This window comes from Pseudoalteromonas sp. T1lg23B, assembly GCF_002964665.1.
Classification (GTDB): Bacteria; Pseudomonadota; Gammaproteobacteria; order Enterobacterales; family Alteromonadaceae; genus Pseudoalteromonas.
Genome location: NZ_PQBZ01000007.1, coordinates 70,024 through 94,574, shown reverse-complemented (window position 1 = coordinate 94,574; position 24,551 = coordinate 70,024). Strand labels below are relative to the sequence as shown.

The window sequence follows — 24,551 nt, the reverse complement described above, 5'->3', positions numbered from 1 at the left end:
TGCAGTTTGGCCCAAAAATAAGTAAGAATGGGGACTTTCAACACCCGCGCATAACAAACTTAAAGGTAGGAGAATTCATGCCATCTCGCAAAGAACTTGCAAATGCAATCCGTGTTCTATCAATGGATGCGGTTCAAAAGGCCAAATCTGGTCACCCTGGTGCCCCAATGGGCATGGCGGACATCGCTGAAGTGCTTTGGCGCGACTATCTAAAGCATAATCCGAGTAACCCAGAGTGGGCTGATCGTGACCGATTTATTCTGTCAAATGGTCATGGCTCAATGCTAATTTATTCTTTGCTTCATTTGAGTGGTTATGAATTATCGATTGATGATCTAAAAAACTTCCGTCAGATGCACTCAAAAACACCGGGCCACCCTGAATATGGTTATGCTCCGGGTATAGAAACCACCACAGGTCCTCTTGGTCAAGGTATCACCAATGCGGTTGGTATGGCGATTGCCGAAAAGTCTCTAGCGGCTCAGTTTAACCGTGGTGAGCACAATATTGTTGATCACTACACTTATGCGTTTTTAGGTGATGGCTGCTTGATGGAAGGTATCTCTCATGAAGCGTGTTCACTGGCCGGTACACTTGGCCTTGGAAAACTGATTGCATTTTGGGATGACAACGGTATTTCAATCGATGGTGAAGTGGAAGGTTGGTTTAGCGACGATACACCAAAGCGTTTTGAAGCATATGGCTGGCATGTTATTGCAAATGTTGATGGTCATGATAGCGAGGCGATTAAAGCGGCAATCGAGGCTGCGCGTGCTGAATCTAATAAACCAACATTGATCTGTTGTAAAACCGTCATTGGCTATGGTTCTCCGAACAAGTCAGGTAGTCATGATTGTCATGGTGCGCCGTTAGGAGATGAAGAAATTAAGGCTGCGCGTGAGTTCTTGGGTTGGGAGCATGGTGCATTTGAAATCCCAGAAGATATTTACGCAAAATGGGACGCTACAGCACGAGGCCAGCAGCAGCAGAGCGAGTGGCTTGTTAAGTTCACTGAATATCAAATGGAATACCCAGAGTTGGCGGCTGAATTCGAGCGCCGTATGAACAGTGAGTTACCAGCAAACTGGACTGAGCATACCGAAGCATACATCGCCAAGTTGCAAGCAAATCCGGCTAATCCAGCAACTCGTAAAGCATCTCAAGATGCACTCAATGCATACGGACCGATTTTACCAGAATTTATGGGTGGCTCTGCTGACCTTGCTGGCTCCAACCTTACGCTGTGGGAAGGTTCAAAAGGTTTAACTGCGGATGACGCATCAGGTAACTACATTTTCTATGGTGTGCGTGAATTTGGCATGTCAGCCATTATGAATGGTATTACGCTTCACAAAGGGTTTGTACCTTACGGTGCGACTTTCCTAATGTTTATGGAATATGCGCGTAACGCGGTACGTATGGCTGCGTTGATGAAGCAACCAAGCATTTTTGTGTACACGCATGACTCGATTGGTCTAGGTGAAGATGGTCCTACACACCAACCTGTAGAGCAGATCGCAAGTATGCGTTTAACACCAAACCTTGTTAACTGGCGTCCATGTGATCAGGTTGAATCAGCAGTAGCATGGCAGCAAGCGATTGAGCGCAAAGATGGTCCAACGTCTTTGATCTTCACGCGCCAAGGGCTTGAACAGCAGGCTCGTGATGAAGAGCAAGTGCAGGCAATTAAAAAAGGCGGTTATGTATTGAGTTGTGATGGCAACCCAGACTTAATTCTGATTGCCACAGGCTCAGAAGTACAACTTGCCGTTGACGCAGCGAAAGAACTACGCGAGTCAGGTAAGAAAGTGCGCGTTGTTTCTATGCCATCAACCGATGTGTTTGATGCCCAATCAACGCAATATAAAGAAAGCGTATTACCAAGCTCGGTGACACGTCGCGTGGCTGTAGAAGCGGGGATCGAAGACTACTGGTACAAGTATGTTGGTCTAAACGGCGCAGTGGTTGGCATGAATACCTTTGGTGAGTCAGCACCTGCCAATGAGCTATTTGCTCATTTTGGCTTCACAGTACAAAATGTGGTAAACAAGGCAAACAGCTTGTTTTAATGACTAAGTAAATCAAATCAAAAACCCGCGCTTGCGGGTTTTTTTTTATATTAGATATTAGATAAATCGCTTTTGACACCTAAAACTTCGTAAGCCAGCGTGTAAAAAAGACAATAAAAAAGCGCCTCAAGGGCGCTTCTTAGTATCACCGTCAGCTTAAACTTTAAATTGCTCTACTGACTGTCTCAATTCTTCTGCAAGCTTCGCTACTTCACTGCTTGAGATTGACGTCTGGTTTGCACCCTCAGCAGTTTGTTCTGCAATCGAAACGATAGACTCAAGTCGCTCACTGATCTCCTGAGCTACTTGTTGCTGCTCATTGGCGGCGTTCGATATTTCTTCGCTCACATCATGAGCTTGAGATACGGCAAGTGTAATGCTGTTCAGCGCTTCGTTGGCCAGATCGCTTTGCTCTACGCAAGACTCGGCTTGTTGCTTACCCTTAGACATGGCTCTTACCGCTTCCTCAGCGCCAGCTTGTAGCGATTCAATCATTGATTGGATCTCCTGAGTAGACTCTTGAGTCTTGCTGGCTAGTGAGCGCACTTCATCGGCAACGACGGCAAAACCACGGCCTTGTTCGCCCGCTCTGGCAGCCTCAATTGCAGCATTGAGCGCCAGCAAGTTGGTTTGCTCTGCGATGCCACGAATCACATCTAAGATCCCGCCAATTGACGCACTATCTTGATGTAGTTTGTTAATCACCGCTGAGGCCTCATCTACCTCACGTGCCAATTGCTCAATGGTATGTTTATTCTCAAAAGAAATCCCTTTTACGCGCTCGGCTTCTTTGTCGGCATTTTTAATTTCTAACAATGCTTGATGTGCACTGTTACTGACGCCGTGTGACGTACTACTCATTTGCGTTGTCGCGGTAGCCGCTTGCTCGACTTGCGCTTGTTGATTACGGATCGCTTGGCTTGATTCAGTGGTGATAGCTGATGTTTCTTCAGACGCTGCTGCAAGTTGTGTTGAACGAGAAACGATACCTGTAATCAACTCTCGTAGACTTGAAATAAGAGTATTACAGCTACGTGATAATTCGCCGAATTCATCTTTTGCAGAATCATCTAGTCTTTGCGTCATATCGCCACGCGCAACGATGGTTAGTACGCGGTTTACTTCAGCTAAAGGCTTGGTAATTAAATTCACAGTAATATATGCAACCACAATGGCCATGAGTGTGGCGACTATCATACCGATCCATGTCCACAAGTTAGCCGCAGCCACGTCTTCACGCACACCTTGTTGCAGATTAAACGCGACTTTACTTGCTTCGTCCAGAAGTTCATCTAGTTGCTTGATGGCACCTTGAGTGGCTTGTTCAGAGTCTTGTAATTCTTTACGCGTCATATCAAGCGCATTGAGTAAACGTTTTTTGTTTTCATATAAGCTTTGATTGCCAGTTATATTCTTTTCTAATGCTTGATGATATGACTCTAAATCAGCGAATAAATCGGCATCTAACGCTTCCACAGGGCCTTTCATTAGTGCCATATTGCGTGTCAGTTCTTCAACAAGGTAGCTTTGATCGTTTTTAACAATTGACAGCGTATTAAGATTGTCTATGGAGAGCATATCTGTGCTATTGGTTACCACAGAGGAAAAGTTATTCTCCATGCTTGTGGCGGCTTGATAGGCTCTGGCATTTTGCTCTTTCAGATCGTCTAAATCTATGATATCCAAAACAACGGTTGTGGCATCTTCTGCGTTTAACTCGATGTTTTCCAGCTGTACTTTGAGTGTTTTACGTAGTTCGAGTTCAAGTGCTTTATCTTTTTGTAGACTAGTTACCGACTTTATAAAGGTATTGAAGCTTTTACCTACATCTCTAGCGCTACTTGATAACTTGGGATTTGCCTGTACAACTTCTTGTAGCTGTGCATAGGTTTTTTCAAACGCTTGCTGCCTTTTGCTAAATTGCGATTTCAGTTTATCCAATTCAGGCTGTGTTTGCGCGTAGAAGGTTCCTTGCGCCATTTTACTCATTAATGAAAACTCTACTTGTAACTCTGAGCTTTTATCTAGAGCAGGGAGTGACAATCGATTCACCTGTTGTGTAGAGCTATCGATATTTGCAATCCTTAGCAAGGAGTTTCCGCCAATTAACAGCAGTAAAAGGGTGATAAATATAAAGCCACCCCAAATTCTTTGGCTAACAGTCAAGTTCATACAGGTTCCATAAATTTACTAATAGGATTGAATAACTTATCGGTTTCATTCAGGATAAGTTAAGTATTTTATAGCAGAAGCGACTAAAAAATTCAGTAAAACTAGGCGAGTATACCTTATTTGCTTGAAAAATACTCACTTGTTTGTAGGTCCAGCATGGTCATTGGACCACCCCAGACACATCCAGTATCCAAGGCAATGATATTCTTCATATTGGTTTTACCTTCAAGTGCCGCCCAATGACCAAAAATATAACGAGTTCTATCGTGCTTAAAACGCTCATGCTTAAACCATGGGCTAAGCACCTTGGCTGAGCTCGCAGGTCCCTTGTTGCTCAAATTCAATTGCTGTTTGTCATCTAAAAATCGCATACGGGTAAAGGTGTTTACTACAGCTTTAAATTTATCATGAGAATTCAATTTATTGAGAGCTTGTTTCGGATGCTCTCCATACATGTTTGCAAAGTATGATAGCGCTTCATCTGATTGATAGCATTGTTGGGCAAATTGGGCGAGTTCCATTGCTTGTGATACGCTCCAATCAGGGTGTATGCCAGCATGAGATATAAAAGTATCAAGCTCGGGCAGAAACACAGCCAGTGGTTGAGCGCGCAATAACGCAACATATTGAGATAATCTACTACTGGCAAATACGTTCTCAAGCTTGTCTTTTGGGTTGGGTGCTTTGTTAAGTGCGACACATGCTAAAAGATGTAAATCGTGATTACCCAGCGTAATGCTAATCGCGTGTTGGTTGTGACATAAAAAGTCGAGACAGGCCTGAGAATCAGGGCCACGGGCAATGACATCCCCAACCAGATACAAATGATCTCGGCTAGGGTTAAAGTCAACAATCTCGAGCAGTTGCGCAAAGGGTTTATAGCAACCTTGTAAGTCACCAATCGCGTATTGAGCCATAGTACTTAATGTAGGATATTTGGGCAGGCTAAACGAAACACTTCAATCGGTGCTTTGAACTCACTGCCAAACTCGTTACGCATTACATAGTAGCCCTGCATTGTACCCAGTGGCGTATCGAGAATCGCACCGCTGGTGTATTTGTAGCTTTCACCAGGCCCAATAGTAGGCGTTTCACCTACCACACCTTCACCCTCTACCTCGGTCTCTTTGCCGTTGGCATCGGTGATAAGCCAATAGCGACTGTGTAGCTTAGCACTACACAAACTATGGTTTTTAATTGTAACGGTATAGGCAAATACGTATTTGTCTTTTTCGGGCTGCGATTGGGCTTCTACGTAAAATGTTTCTACGGAAACCTTGATCGGTGAGCCAATATTACTGCTTGTTGTCATATATCCAGTTAGCTATATCAATAAATTGTGCAAGTGATAGATTTTCAGCACGTTTAGAGGCATCAATACCTAATTGTTCCATTTCTTCAGAGGTTAACAGGTTTGATAAGCTATTGCGTAGTGTTTTACGGCGCTGATTAAATGCCTCTAAACATACGGTGTTTAGTATCTTAGTTGACTTAGCTGTGCGTTGCTCTGGCTTTTTAGGGATTAAGCGGATCACTGCCGAATCGACCTTAGGTGCTGGTTTAAAACACTCAGGGGGGACATCGATAACAGGCATTGCATGACAATAGTATTGTGTCATTACACTTAAACGACCAAAAGCTTTAGAGTCAGGGCCGGCAACCATGCGCTTAACAACCTCTTTTTGCAGCATGAAGTGCATATGCTCAACGTGGTCCGCAAATTCAAACAGGTGAAACAACAAAGGTGTTGACACGTTATATGGTAAGTTACCGAAAATCTTTAATTTCTCGTCACTTTTAATCAAGCTTGAGAAGTCGAATTTCATCGCATCACCCTGATGTACTGTCAACTTAGGTCCCATAAAAGGGTGGTGGATTAAGCGCTCAGCTAGATCCTTATCAAGCTCCACAACAGTTAAATGTCCACTTAAGTCAACAACAGGCTCAGTGATAGCACCAAGACCTGGGCCTATCTCAACCAGATTATCCGTGGGTTTAGGGTCGATGGCGGTCACTATTTTGTCGATGATCATGTCATCGTTTAGAAAGTTTTGGCCAAAACGTTTACGGGCGCGATGCCCTAAGTGTACTTTATCTGTCATGAATTCTGTGCTTTTTCAGTGGCGAGCTTGATAGCTTCGCGGATCGCTAAATCAAAACTACCCACCTCAATGTTATTTGTGGCGGCCAAATCAAGGGCTGTGCCATGGTCAACAGAGGTGCGTATAAAGGGTAATCCTAGAGTGATATTGACCGAATTACCAAATCCTTTGTATTTTAACACAGGTAAGCCTTGATCGTGATACATAGCAAGCACGGCGTCTGCATTATCCAAATATTTCGCTTGAAATAGTGTATCAGCGGGTAGTGGGCCGATAAAATTCATGCCTTGCTGGTTAAGCATCTGTAGGGTTGGAGAGATGGTATCTATTTCTTCTCTGCCTAAATGACCATCTTCACCCGCATGGGGATTTAGTCCACAGACCAACACTTTTGGCTGCTCAATACCAAACTTACTTTGTAGGTCGTGATGCAGGATAGTTGCTACCTTTGCAAGTCGCTCTTTGGTAACGGCTCTTGATACGTACTCAAGTGGAATGTGCGTTGTGACCAACGCCACGCGCAAGCCCTCAGTTGCCAACATCATTACGACATCGGCGGTTCCAGATTGCTGAGCGAAATATTCTGTGTGGCCACTAAAAGAAATACCAGCACGGTTGATGATGCCTTTATGAACTGGTCCTGTGACCACCGCATCAAATGTGCCGTCCATATTTTTTTCAGATGCTAAACGCAATGTTTCTAAAACATAGCGGCCATTCTTTTCATCCAGAACACCAGGAACGACTTCACCCCCTTTATCAACTTGCATGTAATACAAGCTACCTGCCTCTGCCGGAGTCGCAGGCAGGCTCGGGTCAAATTCGAGCATTTCAACCGACAGTCCAAGTTGCGCTGCTCGTTGTTCCATCAAGCCTTTGTCAACCACAGCAACTAATTGTGCTGGCCAGCTTTTTTGCGCCAACTTTATAACGAGATCGGGTCCAATGCCAGCGGGTTCGCCAGGCGTGATCGCAATTCTTAGGCTCATAATCACTTACTCAACAGGGAAAATATCAATATGGGCCTGCTCTCTTATTTCGCTTTGCCATTTGAACACTTCTTCTTTGAACTTACGGTTGTACAATAATCCATGAGCGCGATTGAGTTTTGCTTGTTCGGTTTTGTCTGCAACACGCTTATCAAGTAATTGCACAATATGCCAACCAAATGAACTTCTGAATGGTTCACTTATTTCGTTCTTATCTAACGATAGCACTGCATCTCTAAACGCAGGTACGTAGGTCGTTGGGTCCGTCCAGTCGTATTCACCGCCTTTAAGGGCTGAACCTGGATCTTCCGAGTGTTCTTTTGCTAACTCAGCGAAATCAGCCTTGCCTGCTCTTAGATCAGCCACGAAGCCAGTGAGCATTTCTTTTGCTTTTTCTTCACTTAGGATGATGGAAGGTTTAATCAAAATATGTCTAGATCGAACCTCAGTTGTTTCAACAACTTGGCGGCCACGAATGTCTTGAACCTTTAAAATATGAAATCCTGCTCCTGAACGAACTGGGCCAACAATTTCATCTTTTTTCTTGCCTTTAATAGCCTCAGCAAACAACGAAGGCATTTCGTTAATACTCATCCATCCTAATTGACCACCTTCAAGGGCTTTAGGACCACTTGAAGAAGCAATCGCAATACGTTTGAAATCTCTGCCTTCATTGAGAAACTCAATAACCTTGTCCGCACGTGTTCTCGCGTCTTCGATTTCTTCTGGCGTCGCTTTGCTTGGGATCTTGACTAAGATATGGCCTAAATCAAACTCCTCTGCGTTACCCGTTTGCTCTGAAAGTATTTTCTGCAAATTAGCAATTTCCCGAGGACTAATATAGATGCGGCGGTCAACGTTTGCTCTTCTTACTTGACCAATGGTGATCTCTTTACGAATTTGTTCACGATACTCTTGAAAGTTTTCGCCACTGCTTTCAACGGTTTTTCTTAAATCAGCGATGGTTCCGCCTTGCTCCTGAGCAATACTAGCCAGTGTTTGATCAAGTTGGGCATCAGATATTTCCATGCCCATACGCTCAGCAAGTTGTAGCATCAGCGTTTGGTCGACAAGTCGATCTAATGCTTGAATGCGTAGCGTATTATCAGAAGGAAGCTCGGTGCTTTGTTGCTTCGCTTGCTCTTTAACTCGCTGGATAATCTGGTCTACTTCACTTTGTAAAATCACCCCGTCGTTTACGGTAGCGACTACTTTATCAATTTGCACTCGCTCAGCGAATGCGTGTTGGTTGATGCTCATCCCGAATAGGGCAACCAATAACAGCTTTTTAAAATTCATAATGTTCTAATATTTATTAATTATTTAAAAAATAAGGGCGTCGATAGTTGAATAGTCCCTGTTGCAGGACTTGCTCAATATCATAATTTGACTTGCCGCCAAGGCCTTTTAGCACAAAGCTAATGCCTATACTTGAGTCAAATTGCGCATCGTTTTGATTAATAGTGCGATTTAAATCTGTTTCAATTTGCCTTTTACCCGTAACTTGAATTGCCCAGCAACAGCTTTCATAGCGTATTCCAGCAAAGACCTCAACGCTACGCGAAGTGTTTAAGTCCCGGTGATAGCTTGCGACTAACTGCCAATTATCATTAATAGGTAAACTGGCAAACATACCAGCTTGATCAATTTCATATCCTGAGACATCACTGGCGTAACGATGGTTCAATTGAACTAACTTATTGTTGTCACCTTTATAATCCAGTGTTGTATGAGACTCAATGAGCTCTTTTGCGTCGGCATCGTACTGAATACCTGCAGAGAAGTACCAACGCCTGTGCCAATGTATCATGGTTTGGGCTGCAAACAAGGCATTATAATTTGTTTGGCCATCGAGACTTTGCGCGCTTGGTTTAACACTATCTTCCAAATATATAATTTGTCCTGCACTGAAGTTGAACCGCTCCAGGTTTTTGTCGTCGAATAAGCGCGTTGTGGCACCTAATGTGATCTGGTTAGCCTGCGCGATTCTATCCACGCCTGAAAATCGCTGCTCGCGGAATAGACCATAAAAGTCATCCTGAGTTTTGGTGGTGTCGTATAAGCCGATATTCTGCTGGTCACGTTCTGGCGTGTATAAGTACTGCATTTGAGGCTCTAGTGTTTGTGTACCACCTGAAGCGAATAGGGTACTTTCGCGCTCAAAGTTAAGTTGTGTATGTATTCTAAGCTTTGGCAAAGTACGCGTCACATCACTTGTAAATTGTGTGTTTTGTAAATCACCTTCTTGCTTATAGCGGGTATGCAGCAGGCTAACTTCCCCCAGTAATGACCATGCGTAGTCATTTATCTTGTAGCTGGCTTTTGGCTCAATATGAAAGCGAGTTGCTTCTTCAATTAGGAGATCCTTATTACGAAAATGGCTCAGTTCACCTTGCAGATTAAAGTCTATGCCTAACGCGCGATAAGCAAATCGATTTCGCCAGTTTATTTGTGGTAACGCGGCATATGACTCAGTATGATCCCCCAAGACTTCGAATGTTTGAAATCTAATATCGGTGAGCCATTGCTCACCGAGATAGCTCAAAATACCCGTCCTATCCAATTGTGTGCCTGTTTCACTTGCATAATCGGAGGTTAAGTCGGTGAGATAGTTATCGTCACTTACGTTGGTGATATCAAGGCTCAAACGCCAATTTTTGTTCAAGTAACTTTGTTGATTCCAGTGCACCAGATAGCGTTCTTCAAGCGTCGGCTCAGAGTCATCTTTTTCCAGATATTCTATTCCTAGAAGACCAGAGTGCTTTGGTGTTAGATACCTAAACTCGCTGATAAGTTGTATACCCTGATTTGACATGTATCGAGGTGATAGGGTGGCATCATAGTTTGGTGCGATGTTCCAATAATATGGCAACACAACTTCTAATCCATAGCGACTTGAAGGAGCAATTTTTGGCATTAGTAGCCCAGACTTACGTCGCTCGTCGATGGGAAAGGTAAAATAGGGGATGTATAAAACCGGTGTATTGAGAATTTTGAGCACCGCATTATGTGTCTCACCCCACCCATCTTGCTTTGATAAGGTAATGTTGTCCGCTTCAAGCGCCCAAAAAGGTTGCTCTGATGGACAAGTGGTAAAGCTTGAGTTGAATAACGAAATTTTTTCCCCAGAGGCGGAAAACTTCTCTGCGCCCCCGCGACCAAGCTGTTGTGTTAGTTGGTAGTCAGCGCCAAGTAAGCTAATTTCATTATCATTCAAATCTGCATAAAGGGCATTGGCGTTGACATCGGTGAATGGGTCACGATAGCGCAGTGGGCCGGTTGCATTGAGTAGGCTTTGTTTTTTGTCAATCAGTGCACTGCTGGCAAAAAGCGACATTTTGTTGGTATTAATAACAACATTGCCCGAAAACTCCGCGCTTTCTTTCCCTTGCATTTCGACATCGTCAGCTTGAATATCGATTGCATTGTTAGGTAGTGAGCTGAGTGGTTGCCATGGTTGCGTTTGCAAAAATTGGCCACATAGCTGTGCTGTAGACTCAGATGCAGCCATCGCACTGGTACTTACCAATACGGAGACGATTGCAGCCCATGTTTTGCTCATTTATTAACCTTGAACGCCGTTATTTATATTAAGCAAGACATGATAAAGTAAAACTTAGTGAAATACAGTAATTAAGAGTGGAATTTTGTGACAAAAAAGCAAAATAGAAAAAGCTTGTATGAAGGCTTTTTAAAGTCGTACTTTGGTAATATCGAATACCAACATCGTGCTATCACGAGCGATGCCAGTTTTCGTTGTTATAGTCGGGTCGTCAGTGGAGAGCACAGCTACATTTTGATGGATTCAGACCCTGACAAGTTGGATAACCAGCCATTTGTCGCGCTAAACAGTTGTTTTGCGCAAGGCGGCTTGAGGGTGCCAAGCATTTTGCACGCTGATATGGACAATGGTCTCATGTTGTTGGAGGACTTAGGCTCTGAGCATTTAGCTGATAGACTGAGTACTACAACTCGGCAGCAAGATTATCTAGAAATCATTGCCTTACTTGCGAACATCGCAAGTACTCCCGTCTCTGAATTTATGAAACCCTATGACGCTGAATTTATTGGCATGGAGTTAGATATTTTCTGGCAATGGTTGGTGTGTGATTGGTTAGAACTAGACGAAAGCAGTTTGCCTGTTGAGCAATGGCTCTTGCTAAAAAAGCAGTTGGTTGATGCGATGCTCGCACAGCCTCAGGTGACGATGCATCGCGACTTTCATAGTCGAAATATCATGAATGTAAGTGGCGAGTGGGCGCTTATAGACTATCAAGATGCGGTGCAAGGACCGGTTACTTACGACGCAGTATCTCTACTTAGAGATTGTTATTTCAAGTTACCACAAGACGAATTTAATGTATTACAAAAAGCCAGCTTTGTGGTGTTGCGTGATGCAAACTTACTTGCTGGAATGACGTTTGAGCAGTACAGCAGATATTTTGACTTAACTGGCATGCAACGGCATCTTAAAGCTGCGGGGATATTCTGCCGCCTGCTACTGCGAGATGGTAAATCTGGATATCTGCAAAATATACTTCCAACTTTGGATTATATCCATGATGTTGCGAAATGTTACGAGTCGTTTCAGTGGCTTGCAACTTGGATACGGCATGACATAATGCCAAAAGTAGAAGCAAAGTTGAGTAGTTTAACAGTATGAAAGCCATGATCCTTGCGGCTGGACGCGGTAAGCGAATGATGCCATTGACCGCTGATGTACCCAAGCCCATGTTGACGGTAGCTGGCCGTCCATTACTTGAGTATCACATAGAGCGCCTGAAAAATGCAGGTATCACAGACATAGTGATCAATCTAGCTTGGCAAGGGGACAAAATCGTTCAGTATTTTGGCGATGGCTCGTCATGGGGTGTGCATATCCATTACAGTTATGAGCCGCAGGAAGGTTTAGAAACCGCAGGTGGTATCTTCAACGCCTTAGCGCTACTAAGTAATGACGATGACAAGTTTATCGTCATTAATGGCGATATATTTACCGATTATGACGTGAGTGCGTTAACGCAGTTGGTGTTAGAGCCGCAACAAGCGCATATCGTTTTGGTCGAAAACCCTGTACATAATCCTGACGGTGATTTTCGTTTGGCGCATCAACCGTTGAATGAACAGCGTTATACTTTTTCGGGCATAGGTTTATATCACGCCTCTTTCTTTTCACATTTGACGCCTGGATTTACTCCTTTAGGCCCAATGCTAAGAGAAGCACTTGAACAAGGCCGGGTATCTACACAACTGTATTTAGGTCAGTGGCACGATATAGGCACGCCTGAACGGCTATCAGAAATGAATCGTAAGTGGGAGCAACAATAATGTGGGGTAAGTTGCTTGGTACGTGTTTTGGCTTCATGTTTGGGCGTTGGGTTGGGGCGATTTTAGGGTTTTGGCTCGGTCACATGTTCGACAAGAGCTTAAAACAAAACTTTGATAAGGTTGGTGGCTTTCAAGGGTTCTTTAGTGGCGATGACTTACATCAACGCCAAGCGCTGTTTTTTTCTAGCTGCTTTGCGGTTATGGGGCACATTGCTAAATCTAATGGTCGGGTGAGTGAAATTCATATTCAGGCTGCATCGGCATTTATGGATGAAATGGGGCTGCACGGTGAAAATAGGCAGGAAGCTCAAAATGCTTTTCGCGCGGGTAAAAGTGCCGATTTCCAATTAAAAGAGGCGATCAGTGATTTTAAAGATGTCTTTGCTCGGCGCTATGATTTGTTGCAGTTATTCTTAGAAATCCAAATTCAAATGGCGTTTTCGGATGGGCACTTGGCGGCTCAAGAAAAACAGTTGTTGCAAAAAGTCAGTCAATATTTGGGGATCTCTGCCACCCATTTTCAGTTTATTCTTAAACGTTATCAGGCGGAGTTTAGTTTTCGTCAGCAGCGAGCCCAGCATCACAGTCAGCAAAATGGGCAACAACAGAACCACTATCAACAAAAACAGACAACGAGCAATGGCGGCACCTTTTCTAAATCACAGGCATTGGCGGTGTTGGGGCTTGGTAATGATGCCAGTGAGAAAGACATCAAACGAGCATATCGTAAGCTAATGGCCCAGCATCACCCCGATAAGTTAGTGTCACAGGGCTTACCTGAGCACATGATGGAGGTTGCTAAACGTAAAAGCCAAGATATTCAGTCTGCATACGAGTTTTTGAAAAAGGTCAGTTAATCACAATTGCCTTAAGAAGCCGTCAAGCTCCTTTCTCAACCGCTGATGTTGCAGCGGTTCGTTGCTTGCACCAAACAACTCACGTTGTCGGTAGTCATATTTGTTATTGCGTTTGACCCACCGCTTCCTTTGCTGTGCATTGTCTAGCAAGGTTTGATTGTCTTGTGAGTAGACGATGTCCAGTAGGGGGGGGCTAACCAGTGACAGTACCGCTGGTAAATGCTTATTTCTTTTAATATTAGGAAGTTGTGCACTGAGGGTGATGAGGGCGTCAATCTCAACATTCGGTAGAGCAGCCAAATGTTCTGAAAACACACCCGCACTGGTTCCAGCAGCAATAACGACAAACTGTTGCTCAGGGTTCAAATCGAGAGTTTGCTGTAATGCCTCAAAGCTGGCCAATAAATTTTCTTTATACTCATCTAGCATGGCTTCTGACCAAGGGCCCTGATACTCAGAGGATGTGTTTTCATTGGTGGCGTCGTCTGAAAACATGCCAGCTTGCCAGTTGAGTTCAGGACTTTGCAATGCATAGGTATCGAAACCATCATCTGTCAGCGCTTGAGATAGATAGCTGAGGCCGTGGGGTGATAATGGCCCTTGATCTGCTCCTGGAAGCATGACCACAACACCACGTTTGATTGCACTCATATAGGGCGAATATAAAGCTAAAACTTTGCCATGTTCGGTATCTAATTCAACAAGCTGTTTAGAAAAGTACTTGTTTAGGTCGCCTTGTTCTATGGCTGTGCGTGCTGGCGGCATGATAAATGGCGCAGAGGCAGCGATGCAAAAAGTGCTCGCCGGTACTAGGAACACGCATAAAATTAGCGAAATAAGCTTCATAACAATGCTTTAAAAAAATTGGCTCATGTCACCATATCGGCAGCGATACATTTTTATTTAGTCAAATCATACGCGCTAAATATGGAAACAACCGATTTATGATGCTGTTTGCAAGAGTCGTTTTCCGTTAGACTAAGCCCAAATTTAAGATGGAGTAGATAAGTGACAGAGCATCGTGATTCTAAAAGAGACTATGTTTGGTTATTTTTGAAAGGGGCTGGCATGGGGGCCGCGGATGTTGTGCCGGGCGTTTCTGGCGGTACAATTGCCTTTATTACAGGCATATACTCACGCTTCTTACATGCGATAAAGAGTGTTGATCTAGCGGCACTCGGTATACTGAAAAATGATGGTATCAAAGCGTGCTGGCGTCATATTGACGGGTCTTTTTTGTTGGCTGTATTTGCAGGGTTAATAACCAGTGCCGCGTCGTTAGCAAAGTTAATCACCTATTTGTTGGCTAATCATCAAATCTTGGTATGGTCATTTTTCTTTGGTTTGATAGTGGCATCGTTTATCCATGTAGCCAAGCAGGTTACTCACTGGCGGTGGCAAACGATACTAAGTTGTTTACTCGGTGCGGCGATTGCCTTTGTTATTACGACGCTCGCGCCTACTGAAGCTCAGCCCCATTGGTGGATGTTTTTTGTTGCTGGTGCAATTGCGGTGTGCGCTATGATTTTACCCGGCATTTCTGGTAGCTTTATCCTGTTATTGATGGGAATGTATGGCCATGTTCTGCAGGCCATTACGCAAAAAGAAGTTATGTTGGTTGGGCTATTTTTGGTGGGCTGTGTGGTGGGGCTCATGGTTTTTTCTCGTTTTTTATCTTGGCTGCTCGATAAGTATCAACAGGTGACATTTTCACTACTGGCTGGTTTTTTGTTGGGATCGCTCAATTTACTCTGGCCGTGGAAAACCGTGCTATCAACCTACACGAGTTCTAGCGGCATAGAAAAGCCTCTGTTACAGCAAAATGTGACTCCCATGGAGTTTGCAGCAGTGACTGGTATGGCACCGCAAACCGGAATATGTATAGCGCTGGCAGTGGGTGGCTTGTTACTCATTCTGGCGATTGAAAAGCTAACAAACAAGTAATTTCTGGGCAGCCAACATGAGCTCTTGCTGTGTTGGCTGTTTATTTTCTTCTACCACCAAACTCCCTTTCTTGATTTGTACAAAAGCCGACTACGTCCCCCTTTTGGATTTTGGTTTAATACCAATGGGTAATATTCAATCTTCACCAAAAAAGCGAACATATAATATGCAAAGACTAGGGCGTATATCGTTTGTATAAGAATGATTAATGACTCAACAAATATGCTATGTTTTTTAATATCTTTGCTGCACCTTCGTCCACTAGATAAAAAGGCAAAATAAGTCCATGAGCACAGTGAGTTACAAGTTTGGTTTGTTGGTCATTCTGTTAATCGGTATGGTTTCCCCCGCTTGGGCAAGCGTGGAACGACTAGACCTGACGTCATCGTTTTTAGGCGGGCTTTGTATCCTGATCTTTGTGATTGCCTATGCATTGGTCATGGTTGAAGAAAAGCTTCATTTAAGAAAGTCCAAACCAGTATTGGTGGCAGCGGGCGTAATTTGGATACTCATCAGCGCTTACTATGTTACTCACGATATTCCTCATGTGACGGAAGAAGCGTTTAGGCATAATTTACTAGAGTTTGCCGAACTGATGTTATTTCTGCTCGTTGCGATGACGTACATAAATGCTATGGAGGAGCGCAAAGTATTTGACGCGTTGCGGGCTTGGATGATCCAACGAGGCTTTAGTTACACGAGTTTGTTTTGGATAAGCGGTTTTCTAGCATTCTTTATTTCACCTATTGCCGATAACTTAACCACGGCGCTGTTAATGTGTGCAGTGGTGATGAAAGTGGCTGAAGGTGACAAACGATTTATTAATCTCAGCTGTATTAATATTGTGGTGGCTGCAAATGCTGGGGGAGCATTCAGCCCATTTGGTGATATTACGACTTTGATGGTTTGGCAGGCGGGTATGGTGCAGTTCAATGAGTTTATGGTTTTATTTGTCCCCTCGCTAGTCAACTATTTGGTGCCTGCATTTATAATGAGCTTTGTTGTTGAGAAGAAAATGCCTTCGGCGCTTTATGAGCCGACTAAAATGAAGCGCGGTGCTAGACGCATCCTAGCATTGTTTTTATTGACTGTTCTCACTGCGGTGTTGTGTCACAGCTTGTTGCATATGCCACCAGTTCTGGGAATGATGATGGGATTAGGCTATTTACAACTATTTGGCTATTACTTGCGTATTACGTTGGAGAAAAGACGTAATAAAGCGCTGCAAGCTGGCGATCAAAGACGTATAGATCTGTTGGGCAGTGTGATGCCATTTGATGTTTTCAATAAAGTGGCGCGTGCCGAATGGGATACCTTATTATTCTTCTATGGCATTGTTATGTGTGTAGGAGGCCTTGGCTTTTTAGGATATTTAGGTCTTCTGTCTGAGATGTTATATGGGCAGTGGAGTGCAACGGCAGCTAACATATTTTTGGGCATCGTGTCGTCGGTGATAGATAATATTCCGGTGATGTTTGCTGTGTTGTCCATGCAGCCTGAAATGTCACATGGACAATGGCTATTGATCACCCTCACCGCAGGAGTTGGGGGCAGTCTGCTATCTATTGGTTCTGCAGCAGGTGTCGCCTTGATGGGACAGGCGCGTGGTTACTACACATTTATTGGTCATTTGAAATGGGCGCCTGTCATTGCTTTGGGCTATGTTGCCAGCGTACTGATGCACCTCTGGCTTAACGCTGAGCTATTTTAGGTAATGAGTTAATTGTTGCTGGTGAGCGTTTACCCAGTGAGCGCTTACTGGCTTAGCCGTATTGATAACTTGCTCAAGTGGTGTGGCAACGATTTCGCCTGCGGCACGTCCTATCATCACATTGTCTTTTCCCATTAATATAGCATCAACAGCTGCCAGTCCCAGTTCAGTTCCTAGGTTTCTATCTTCAGGAACCGGACTACCACCTCGCTGAATATGGCCCAGGATACAAATGGCACTGTCTACTTTTCCTTGTTCGGTGAGACTCTCTTTTAGTGCTTGAGCACCGCCAGGCCATAAGTTTTCAGCGAGTACAATGAGAAAGCTACCATGGGTGCGCTGTTGTTTTTCAATTGCACGCAAAAGCTCAGTTACTTTGTATTGCGCTTGGTCGGCAGAGAAATTCTCAAAAGAAATAATGGCTTCGGCACCGGTAGCGATACCTACATTAAAAGCGATGTGGCCACTGTGTCTACCCATAACCTCAACAATGAATATGCGCTCAAATGCATTGGCGGTGTCGCGAATTTTATCTATTGCATGGGTCGCAGTTGTGACAGCAGTCGCAAAGCCAATGGTGTAGTCAGTGCCGCTGAGGTCGTTATCAATGGTACCCGGTAAGCCAATGACTTGTTTTTCCCAGTGCTGTTTGATTTTTTGTAGCCCTCTCAATGAGCCATCACCACCAATTACTACTAATGCGTCAATCTCATGCTTTCTTAAGGTATTACACGCTTGAATGATGCCCTCGGAAGTCAGCATGGCTTGGCAGCGTGCACTTTTCAAAATGGTGCCACCTTGTTGTAGGGTTGGATTGATGTCAAAATGCTCCATTTCTACATATTGATCATCGATTAAACCGTTGTAGCCGTGATAAAAGCCGACACACTGTAGCTGGTGGTAATTACAGCTCAATGTAATTGCTCTAATTGCAGCATTCATGGCAGGTGCATCCCCACCACTTGTTAAAACAGCGATCTTCTTCATAATAAATCCTTCTTCAAACTATGAATGTAATTATAGATAACACATGAGCAGCACAGCCAGCATACAAGCATATTTAGAAGCAGAGCAAGGGAAAAGGAAATAGAAGGGGAGGGGGAAAGGGAAATGGCCCTCGCTGATGTGCGAGGGGAGCCAAATCCAATCTATTTATTTATTTAAAGACGCTGCGATTTTTGCTAGTTCTTCTTTTTGTGCGGTTGGCAAATTATCGACAACGATATTATAAGAATTATCGATCATCTCTTTAATTTTCTCGTCGGGCACTGAGCCGTCCAAAATGATCGTATTCCATAAACGTTTGTTCATGTGGTAACCAGGAACGATAGCTGGAAACTCATCTCGAAGTAACAAAGCCTCATCGGGATCGCACTTCAAATTAAGCCACCAGACAGGCTCACCATTGGCATCCACTTGACCTTCTTTACCTTCAGATAAAGTCGCAAACATCTTGTGTTGCACTTTGTAGACATCAACATCTTGAGCAAACGGCTGAGTTATAAACGTCGCGGGTTTACTTTGCAAATAGTCATGTACGCTTTTTTGATCCATATGATCGTGTCCTTGACGTAACTAAATAATTTAAAACAACATGGTCTAATTTTAGCAGCTATTATGAGAATACTGTAATTACCCGTTTATAAAACGGCTTGAAAGCTTCTGTTTACATAGGCCAATTTAGTATTACATATAAAAAACAACAATTTGAACTTAACTAGTTGTTTAAATCGTATAATATTCGGCCTTTTGCGCATGTTTTAACTGAATCAAGTTATGAACAATGCGAAGTTTGCTCGGCTAATGTTGATACGTTTAAAACGCTCTCTAGCACGTGCTAAATCGGGCTGCTAATGATGAAAACCATACCTCGTAGTTTCAATTTTCAATGCAGTTTAGATGATTAGAAAATAAATTATTTAATAATCAACTAGCTACTATATTAACATCACTCTTATTGCTAATATTGCATCGAACTGAGCTGCTATTAAATTAAATAATGCAATATTTTGCAACAATTAATATTTAATTGTACAAATACTGTGCATTTTGATACCCTGCGCGCCGTTATTAAAAGTCGTAGGTTAAGCTGGTTTATGATGTGGATTGTGTTGTCGTTCTTAGGTGCCATATTACTTTATGTAGAAGCAATTCGTAAGGGAATGCCTATTAAACGTTGGGTCGTTGCCGGTATAATGTGCGGTCCTTGCGCATGGTGCTTATTGAGGGTACATCATCGTCGTGCATGGCTGCGTAATCAATTACATAGCTGCTGTATGTGGCGTGCTTAATCTACTAATTTACGACCTTCAATTTGGGTTGTGATTGATTCTCTCTTTGTTTCTGAGCTCTTAAAAAAGCTGTAAAATCAGCAGCGCATAATGGCTTGGAATAAAAATAACCCTGGATAGTCTGACAGTTAAGCTGCTCTAAAGCACTAAGTTGTTCCTCTTTTTCTACCCCTTCGGCCACAACGTGTAGGTCAAGGTTGTGAGCGATGGTGACGATAGAATCTACCATGTTACGTCCTCGCTCAGAGGACATATCGTCTACAAACGCTTTATCAACTTTTAACGTGTTCAGCGGAAACTGCTTCAGATAAGCCAACGACGAGTAGCCCGTACCAAAGTCATCAATTGCTAGGTGTATGCCGCGTGCACTGAGAGAACGCATGATAGCAATCGCTTCTTGTGGATCATCCATAATAGTGCCTTCAGTAATTTCTAGTTCGAGAAAATAAGAAGGAAGCTGGTTTTTTTGTAAGATGACGTCAATTCTGGTTGTCAAATCAGGCAAACTGAATTGCTTTGCAGATAAATTCACGGCAACGCGACCGTCAAATAAACCTTGATCAATCCAGCGTTTCACATCCTTACAGGCTTTATCCAATACCACCTCACCGATATCGATGATCTGCCCTGTTTCTTCAGCGATCGGAATAAATATGCCAGGGCTGATGATACCTTTTTTCGGCGTGATGAAGCGAACCAAAGCTTCCATACCAACAAGGCGTCCCGTTTTAATGTCCATTTTCGGTTGATAGTAAACAACGAAATGGTCTTCTTTAAGGCCAAATCTCATCAGGTTCTCTATTTGCAGCCTTTTTACTGCCTGTTCATTCATCGAATCGTTGAAGAACAAATAGTGATTACCTCTTTGCTTGGCATGATACATGGCTGTATCGGCGTTTTTAAGCAGAATTTCAGGTGTTGCCCCGTCCTCTGGAAACAGCACAATACCGACAGATGAGGTGATCACCAGCTCATGGTTTGCCATTTTAAACGGTGTGGCAATGGCTGCGAGAAACAGCTTAGCTGTTCGAGTGATGGTGTGAATGTCATTGGTGCCTGTCATGACTAATGCAAACTCGTCCCCGCCAAGTCGATAAAAGGTATCTTTTTGTCGAGCGAGCTTATTCAACCGCATTGCTAGCTTGGCAAGGAGGCTATCGCCTAGTTGATGGCCCAGCGAGTCGTTGATCTTTTTAAAGTTGTCCAAATCGAACACAAGTAGGGCATGATGAGTATCTTGCTGTGCTAACTTCTTTAGATTGGTAAAAAACAGATTGCGATTGGGCAAGCCTGTTGTGCGATCTCGGTTAGATAGATTATGGAGTTGTGATTCTGCTTTTTTACGCTCAGTTAGGTCTGAATAAACCACAACATAGTTAGTTACTTGGCCATGAGTGTTCTTAATTTCATCGATGGTGACTTCGATCGGCAGCAAAATATCTTTGTGATTTCTCAGTCGTAACTCTTCTTGCCAGTGCTCGGTTTCTTTGAGGCTGGTAATAACCTGATTGATATAGCGTTCATCGTAGCCTGGCAGGTTAAATGATTTACCTACATATTGAGCTCGATTCCCCCCAAATAGCACTAAGTAACTTGGGTTTAAATCTACCAAGCGAAAGTGATCGTCATAAATAGCAATCGCGTCTGTTAGAGATTCGACACATTTGGCAAATAAATTGAGGCGCTCCTCAGTACTCTTTAAGTGACTGATATCTCTTACGGTCCCAGTCATTCTAAGCGGATTTAGGTTATTATCCTTTTCAATGATTTTGCCTCTGTCCAATACCCAGTGATATTGATCCTGAGTGTCTTTCAAGCGATAGCTTGCCTCGAAAAACGCACTTTTCTCTGAGAAATGTTGTTTAAGAAGCTTTTCTACGAGTGGTAAGTCCTGAGGATGAATTCGCTTTGCGTTAGGAATAAAATGATTAGACTTACTTTTATGCAACATATATTTGTCGTTGATCCGTACAACTTCACCCGTTGCGATATTCCAATCCCAAAGTGTATCACCGCTTCCTTCTACAGTACTTTTTAATCGTTGTTCAGATAGCTGCAATACTGCTTGAGACTTTTTTAACCTAGCATTAGTCACCAGTAGATAACTAATGATCAGAAAAAAAGTCAGACAGATCCCGGCCCAGACTGGTTCTAGGAATACTAGCTGTTGACCGGAGTTAAGTGCTTGCAGAGGAGCGCTAAGTACGGAGTACAACAGCATCATGATGGATGTTTTTTTTATTGTTCGTCTTATCATAGATGCATAACTCTTTATTGCGAGCTTTAATCTAAATGATGCAAGAGTCGGAGTCAAAGAGAAATGACGTAATTTGTTTCTTTTTTAGTTACAAAGGAGCGCTACTTTTGGATGGGTTGGTGAAAATATCGTTTTAATGTATGCAATAAGCGCGTCTTTATCGAGGGAGTCAATTTGCGCCACAAGTCGTCTTTGCATATTAAATTCGTGGTCATCATTGGTAATGGCTATCCAAAAGCGTTGGGCACGAAGTCTTAAGTTCTTGTCTTTCTCTGCGACTTGTAAACGTAATGCGCCAATGGCTTCTTGCCATGTTACATCACTCAGCGCTTCCAAATGTTCAATAAACTCAGCCACAAACTGTTCATGTCTTGCAAGTAACTGTTTGGAGTCATATTGCGGTGATTGAATATAAAACGCGATACCAGCTCGAGTGTTAAAAGGTGCATAACCTGCTCCAACTAAATAGCCAAGTTGTTGATGTGTTCTTAGTGTTTCAAAATACTGTTGACTAATGAGTTGGTTGAGCATCATCAACGCGACTTTCTCAAACACGTCTTCACTTAGGGCTTGTATATAAAAGACCATAGCGTGTTCACTGCCACTTTTCTCGATATGCTGTTGCTGATAGCTGTCAAGCACCAGCAAAGGTCGCTTCAAGTCCTCTAAGATCTCACTTTTCTCAAACAAACGCCTAAGCTTTTTCTGCATCTCTAGAGCGTGAGTTTCTTGCCAGTTACCGTGTAAAAATGCCTTGATATGTACGGAATCAAAAAATTGATTCCTGAATTGACAAAACTCATTGAAACTAATGGTTTTCAACGCCCTAGCCAAAGCCATAGGTTCAGGGTTCCATGGCATGAGCTTTGCCCCGAGAATACTGAATAATTCACTGACGGGTTTATTATGGTTATGATTTTTCCAATGTCGAATCAGTTGCTTTTTATATTCAGCGAAGCGGGTGGCACTGATCACTGCATGCAACATATGTTCAAGCAGTTGCAATGCGAGGGTAATTTGATTTCCAGATAGTCCAGCAGTATGCAGAGTGAGTCCACCTTGGTGGGAGTTGATATGGTAATTTAGGCCCGCTAGTTCAGCAGGGTAGTACTGCTCGGCCATGCTATCCATTAATAAGTCGGCAAAAAGGCGCGTCAGTGCCATATGTTTATCGCTTTTGATGCCAAGCAATGAATCGATTTCAATATAAAAGTGACCTTTGGTAACTCGAAAGGTGGTGTCTTGTTTGAACCAAAATGCAAAGCCTGGTTTGTCTTTGAGTAACGTCGGAGTGCGGTTCTTATTGGTCACATCGTATAAGATGTTGTCTACTTGTAAGTAAGGGTTTACTTTAGGTAGCTGCATTTCAGGTAATGGTGTATCGATTGCTGCCAGCGCATTTAGCCATTCATGATTGAGCTGTTCGACAGCGTAGGGGGTGTGATACCACTTCGCCTTCAACGTGGCTTCAACGGCGGGATGGATCAACACAATACGCATGTTGTGAGGCGATAAGTAGCCACACAGTTTGGTGTGTAACTGTTCATTGAATCCTTGCATCACATAGTCACCATATAGATAGTCCTGTGGCTCATAGTGATGCATATTAACGCTTATGCTGCTTGCCCACTCGAGTAAGCGACTCGGTTCTTGATTGTTGAACGCAATGTCGAGCAGCGTTTTCTTATCTTGGTAAAGCCTTGGAAGTACAGCGAGTTGCGACTTGATAAGCGCAATATATTCGAACAGCATTTCTACGATATCTTCGTAGTAGTCAATACCTTCATCAGTAAGCGCGAAGCTCACATTAAAGTCTTTAAAGTTGCTGCCGCTTATTCCACCGCCAGCGGATAGCGCATTGATCCAACCTTGTTCTTTGAGAATGGAGTAGAGTGAACCTTCTCCTTCATAGCCTAACAAATGAGCTAAGAAGCTAACGCTCTTATGCTTGTATAAATCATCGATGCCGTTCATCGCGAAGCTGACAATCAGCTTTTGCATATGCTTGCGCGGAGCAATATGTAATAACAATCCTAAATCTTGGGGCCGATAGAGTGGCTCACATATTTCGGCCTTGCGTTGGTGCGAGCCATGAATAGGACTAAAATATTGCTCTACTTGATGTGATAACTCCTCCAGCGAGTGCGGACCAGCAACTACGAGCGTCATCCATTGTGCTTGATAATGAGCTAAGAAAAACTCCCTCACTTCCTGAGCTATACACACATCTCGATTACTCAACGTGGTTTTGTTACCCACCGAAAATTTGGCAAAGGGGTGTTTGGGGTTCACGGTCTCTTTATGGACCTGATAAATTCGACGCCCATCGTCCTTTATTTTCATTTTGAATTCAGCGTCTATGGCATTGCGCTCGTTCTCAGTTTGTGACGCATCGAGCAGGGGATCAATGAAAAACTCTGCAAATAATGACAGTGCACTGAAAAACTGTTGCGGTGCACAATCAAAAAAGAAGCAGCTGTGTTCCGTACCAGTCCAAGCATTACTTTGTCCTCCAGCCTGACTAACAAACTGAGAAAAATGACCCGGCTGGGGATGTTGCTTTGTACCCAAAAATAACATATGTTCAAGAAAGTGCGCCATACCTTGGCGGTCCGCAGGATCATCAAAGTGTCCCGCATTGACGGTAAGCGATGCGGCAGACTTGTCACTGGACAAGTCACTGACTACTAAAACTTGTAGACCATTGTCGAGTGTAAGCCGGTGGTAGTTGCGATTATCATTATTACTAACTTTCAAATTTTTGCCGCCGATACATAGAATGTAAATAAAGAAAGCTTACAATGCGAAATGAAGAACTTTGCTTTATGTTT

Annotated in this window: 18 protein-coding genes; 6 read left to right on the top strand and 12 right to left on the bottom strand. The window is 43.4% G+C overall.

Going from position 1 to position 24,551, the window contains the following annotated elements; all coding sequences use genetic code 11:
• Window positions 1-77 precede the first annotated feature (77 nt).
• Complete coding sequence (tkt, locus tag C2M32_RS03245; RefSeq protein WP_105167081.1) at window positions 78-2,069, top strand: transketolase; 1,992 nt, start codon at window positions 78-80, stop codon at window positions 2,067-2,069.
• Window positions 2,070-2,225: 156 nt separating this feature from the next.
• Here the strand turns inward: tkt and C2M32_RS03240 are convergent, their stop codons facing one another.
• The 7 genes from C2M32_RS03240 to lptD all read right to left on the bottom strand — a co-directional run bounded on the left by C2M32_RS03240 (window position 2,226) and on the right by lptD (window position 10,894).
• Entirely contained in the window at window positions 2,226-4,241 is a 2,016-nt protein-coding gene (locus tag C2M32_RS03240; protein ID WP_105167080.1) for a methyl-accepting chemotaxis protein, read from the bottom strand.
• A 116-nt stretch (window positions 4,242-4,357) separates the two neighbouring features.
• Window positions 4,358-5,158: a symmetrical bis(5'-nucleosyl)-tetraphosphatase gene (locus C2M32_RS03235; protein ID WP_105167079.1), complete on the bottom strand. Its 801-nt coding sequence runs from the start codon at window positions 5,156-5,158 to the stop codon at window positions 4,358-4,360.
• A gap of 5 nt (window positions 5,159-5,163) precedes the next feature.
• A complete protein-coding gene (apaG, locus tag C2M32_RS03230; RefSeq protein ID WP_105167078.1) occupies window positions 5,164-5,553 on the bottom strand; it encodes a Co2+/Mg2+ efflux protein ApaG in 390 nt (129 codons plus the stop codon).
• The gene (gene rsmA / locus C2M32_RS03225) at window positions 5,537-6,343 is read right to left on the bottom strand and encodes a 16S rRNA (adenine(1518)-N(6)/adenine(1519)-N(6))-dimethyltransferase RsmA (RefSeq protein WP_105167077.1); all 807 of its coding nucleotides are present in this window, start codon (window positions 6,341-6,343) and stop codon (window positions 5,537-5,539) included. Before rsmA ends, apaG begins: the two co-directional genes overlap by 17 nt.
• Window positions 6,340-7,332: a 4-hydroxythreonine-4-phosphate dehydrogenase PdxA gene (pdxA, locus tag C2M32_RS03220; protein WP_105167076.1), complete on the bottom strand. Its 993-nt coding sequence runs from the start codon at window positions 7,330-7,332 to the stop codon at window positions 6,340-6,342. Before pdxA ends, rsmA begins: the two co-directional genes overlap by 4 nt.
• A 6-nt stretch (window positions 7,333-7,338) precedes the next feature.
• Window positions 7,339-8,631: a peptidylprolyl isomerase SurA gene (surA, locus tag C2M32_RS03215; RefSeq protein WP_105167075.1), complete on the bottom strand. Its 1,293-nt coding sequence runs from the start codon at window positions 8,629-8,631 to the stop codon at window positions 7,339-7,341.
• 16 nt (window positions 8,632-8,647) lie between these two features.
• Window positions 8,648-10,894, bottom strand: coding sequence for an LPS assembly protein LptD (gene lptD / locus C2M32_RS03210; RefSeq protein WP_105167074.1), 2,247 nt, complete (start codon window positions 10,892-10,894; stop codon window positions 8,648-8,650).
• A gap of 87 nt (window positions 10,895-10,981) precedes the next feature.
• On the opposite strand from lptD, the gene C2M32_RS03205 reads away from it, so the two are divergent.
• The 3 genes from C2M32_RS03205 to djlA are packed head-to-tail and all read left to right on the top strand — an operon-like array spanning window position 10,982 to window position 13,517.
• Window positions 10,982-11,995, top strand: a complete 1,014-nt coding sequence (locus C2M32_RS03205) for an aminoglycoside phosphotransferase family protein (protein WP_234401209.1) — start codon at window positions 10,982-10,984, stop codon at window positions 11,993-11,995.
• A complete protein-coding gene (gene murU, locus C2M32_RS03200; RefSeq protein ID WP_105167073.1) occupies window positions 11,992-12,660 on the top strand; it encodes an N-acetylmuramate alpha-1-phosphate uridylyltransferase MurU in 669 nt (222 codons plus the stop codon). The genes C2M32_RS03205 and murU overlap by 4 nt, the downstream gene beginning before the upstream one ends.
• Entirely contained in the window at window positions 12,660-13,517 is an 858-nt protein-coding gene (gene djlA / locus C2M32_RS03195) for a co-chaperone DjlA (RefSeq protein WP_105167072.1), read from the top strand. Before murU ends, djlA begins: the two co-directional genes overlap by 1 nt.
• Here djlA and C2M32_RS03190 read toward each other — a convergent pair whose 3' ends face one another.
• Window positions 13,518-14,363, bottom strand: a complete 846-nt coding sequence (locus C2M32_RS03190) for a DUF3530 family protein (RefSeq protein WP_105167071.1) — start codon at window positions 14,361-14,363, stop codon at window positions 13,518-13,520.
• A 222-nt stretch (window positions 14,364-14,585) separates the two neighbouring features.
• Between C2M32_RS03190 and C2M32_RS03185 the strand changes: the two genes are divergently transcribed.
• Together C2M32_RS03185 and nhaD are read left to right on the top strand one after the other, a co-directional pair.
• Complete coding sequence (locus tag C2M32_RS03185) at window positions 14,586-15,461, top strand: DUF368 domain-containing protein (protein WP_105167136.1); 876 nt, start codon at window positions 14,586-14,588, stop codon at window positions 15,459-15,461.
• A 337-nt stretch (window positions 15,462-15,798) separates the two neighbouring features.
• Window positions 15,799-17,172, top strand: coding sequence for a sodium:proton antiporter NhaD (gene nhaD, locus C2M32_RS03180; protein ID WP_105167135.1), 1,374 nt, complete (start codon window positions 15,799-15,801; stop codon window positions 17,170-17,172).
• Here the strand turns inward: nhaD and C2M32_RS03175 are convergent.
• The 4 genes from C2M32_RS03175 to C2M32_RS03155 form a co-directional block, all read right to left on the bottom strand.
• Window positions 17,164-18,159 (bottom strand): ATP-dependent 6-phosphofructokinase, encoded by a 996-nt coding sequence (locus C2M32_RS03175; RefSeq protein WP_234401208.1) that lies wholly within the window; start codon window positions 18,157-18,159, stop codon window positions 17,164-17,166. The genes nhaD and C2M32_RS03175 overlap by 9 nt on opposite strands.
• 165 nt (window positions 18,160-18,324) lie before the next feature.
• Window positions 18,325-18,726, bottom strand: coding sequence for an MmcQ/YjbR family DNA-binding protein (locus tag C2M32_RS03170; RefSeq protein ID WP_070991720.1), 402 nt, complete (start codon window positions 18,724-18,726; stop codon window positions 18,325-18,327).
• A 741-nt stretch (window positions 18,727-19,467) separates the two neighbouring features.
• Entirely contained in the window at window positions 19,468-21,720 is a 2,253-nt protein-coding gene (locus tag C2M32_RS03160) for a sensor domain-containing protein (protein ID WP_199886105.1), read from the bottom strand.
• An 84-nt stretch (window positions 21,721-21,804) separates the two neighbouring features.
• On the bottom strand, window positions 21,805-24,477 hold the full coding sequence (locus C2M32_RS03155) for an insulinase family protein (RefSeq protein WP_105167069.1): 2,673 nt from the start codon (window positions 24,475-24,477) through the stop codon (window positions 21,805-21,807).
• Window positions 24,478-24,551: the final 74 nt, after the last annotated feature.

What these genes read in the sequence shown, in the direction of transcription:
- surA (WP_105167075.1), bottom strand. Translation starts at nt 8,631, where the DNA reads ATGAATTTTAAAAAGCTGTTATTGGTTGCCCTATTCGGGATGAGCATC.
- djlA (WP_105167072.1), top strand. Translation starts at nt 12,660, where the DNA reads ATGTGGGGTAAGTTGCTTGGTACGTGTTTTGGCTTCATGTTTGGGCGT.
- tkt (WP_105167081.1), top strand. Translation starts at nt 78, where the DNA reads ATGCCATCTCGCAAAGAACTTGCAAATGCAATCCGTGTTCTATCAATG.
- C2M32_RS03170 (WP_070991720.1), bottom strand. Translation starts at nt 18,726, where the DNA reads ATGGATCAAAAAAGCGTACATGACTATTTGCAAAGTAAACCCGCGACG.
- C2M32_RS03185 (WP_105167136.1), top strand. Translation starts at nt 14,586, where the DNA reads ATGGGGGCCGCGGATGTTGTGCCGGGCGTTTCTGGCGGTACAATTGCC.
- apaG (WP_105167078.1), bottom strand. Translation starts at nt 5,553, where the DNA reads ATGACAACAAGCAGTAATATTGGCTCACCGATCAAGGTTTCCGTAGAA.
- C2M32_RS03175 (WP_234401208.1), bottom strand. Translation starts at nt 18,159, where the DNA reads ATGAAGAAGATCGCTGTTTTAACAAGTGGTGGGGATGCACCTGCCATG.
- C2M32_RS03160 (WP_199886105.1), bottom strand. Translation starts at nt 21,720, where the DNA reads ATGATAAGACGAACAATAAAAAAAACATCCATCATGATGCTGTTGTAC.
- pdxA (WP_105167076.1), bottom strand. Translation starts at nt 7,332, where the DNA reads ATGAGCCTAAGAATTGCGATCACGCCTGGCGAACCCGCTGGCATTGGA.
- nhaD (WP_105167135.1), top strand. Translation starts at nt 15,799, where the DNA reads ATGGTTTCCCCCGCTTGGGCAAGCGTGGAACGACTAGACCTGACGTCA.
- C2M32_RS03235 (WP_105167079.1), bottom strand. Translation starts at nt 5,158, where the DNA reads ATGGCTCAATACGCGATTGGTGACTTACAAGGTTGCTATAAACCCTTT.
- lptD (WP_105167074.1), bottom strand. Translation starts at nt 10,894, where the DNA reads ATGAGCAAAACATGGGCTGCAATCGTCTCCGTATTGGTAAGTACCAGT.
- C2M32_RS03240 (WP_105167080.1), bottom strand. Translation starts at nt 4,241, where the DNA reads ATGAACTTGACTGTTAGCCAAAGAATTTGGGGTGGCTTTATATTTATC.
- rsmA (WP_105167077.1), bottom strand. Translation starts at nt 6,343, where the DNA reads ATGACAGATAAAGTACACTTAGGGCATCGCGCCCGTAAACGTTTTGGC.
- C2M32_RS03190 (WP_105167071.1), bottom strand. Translation starts at nt 14,363, where the DNA reads ATGAAGCTTATTTCGCTAATTTTATGCGTGTTCCTAGTACCGGCGAGC.
- murU (WP_105167073.1), top strand. Translation starts at nt 11,992, where the DNA reads ATGAAAGCCATGATCCTTGCGGCTGGACGCGGTAAGCGAATGATGCCA.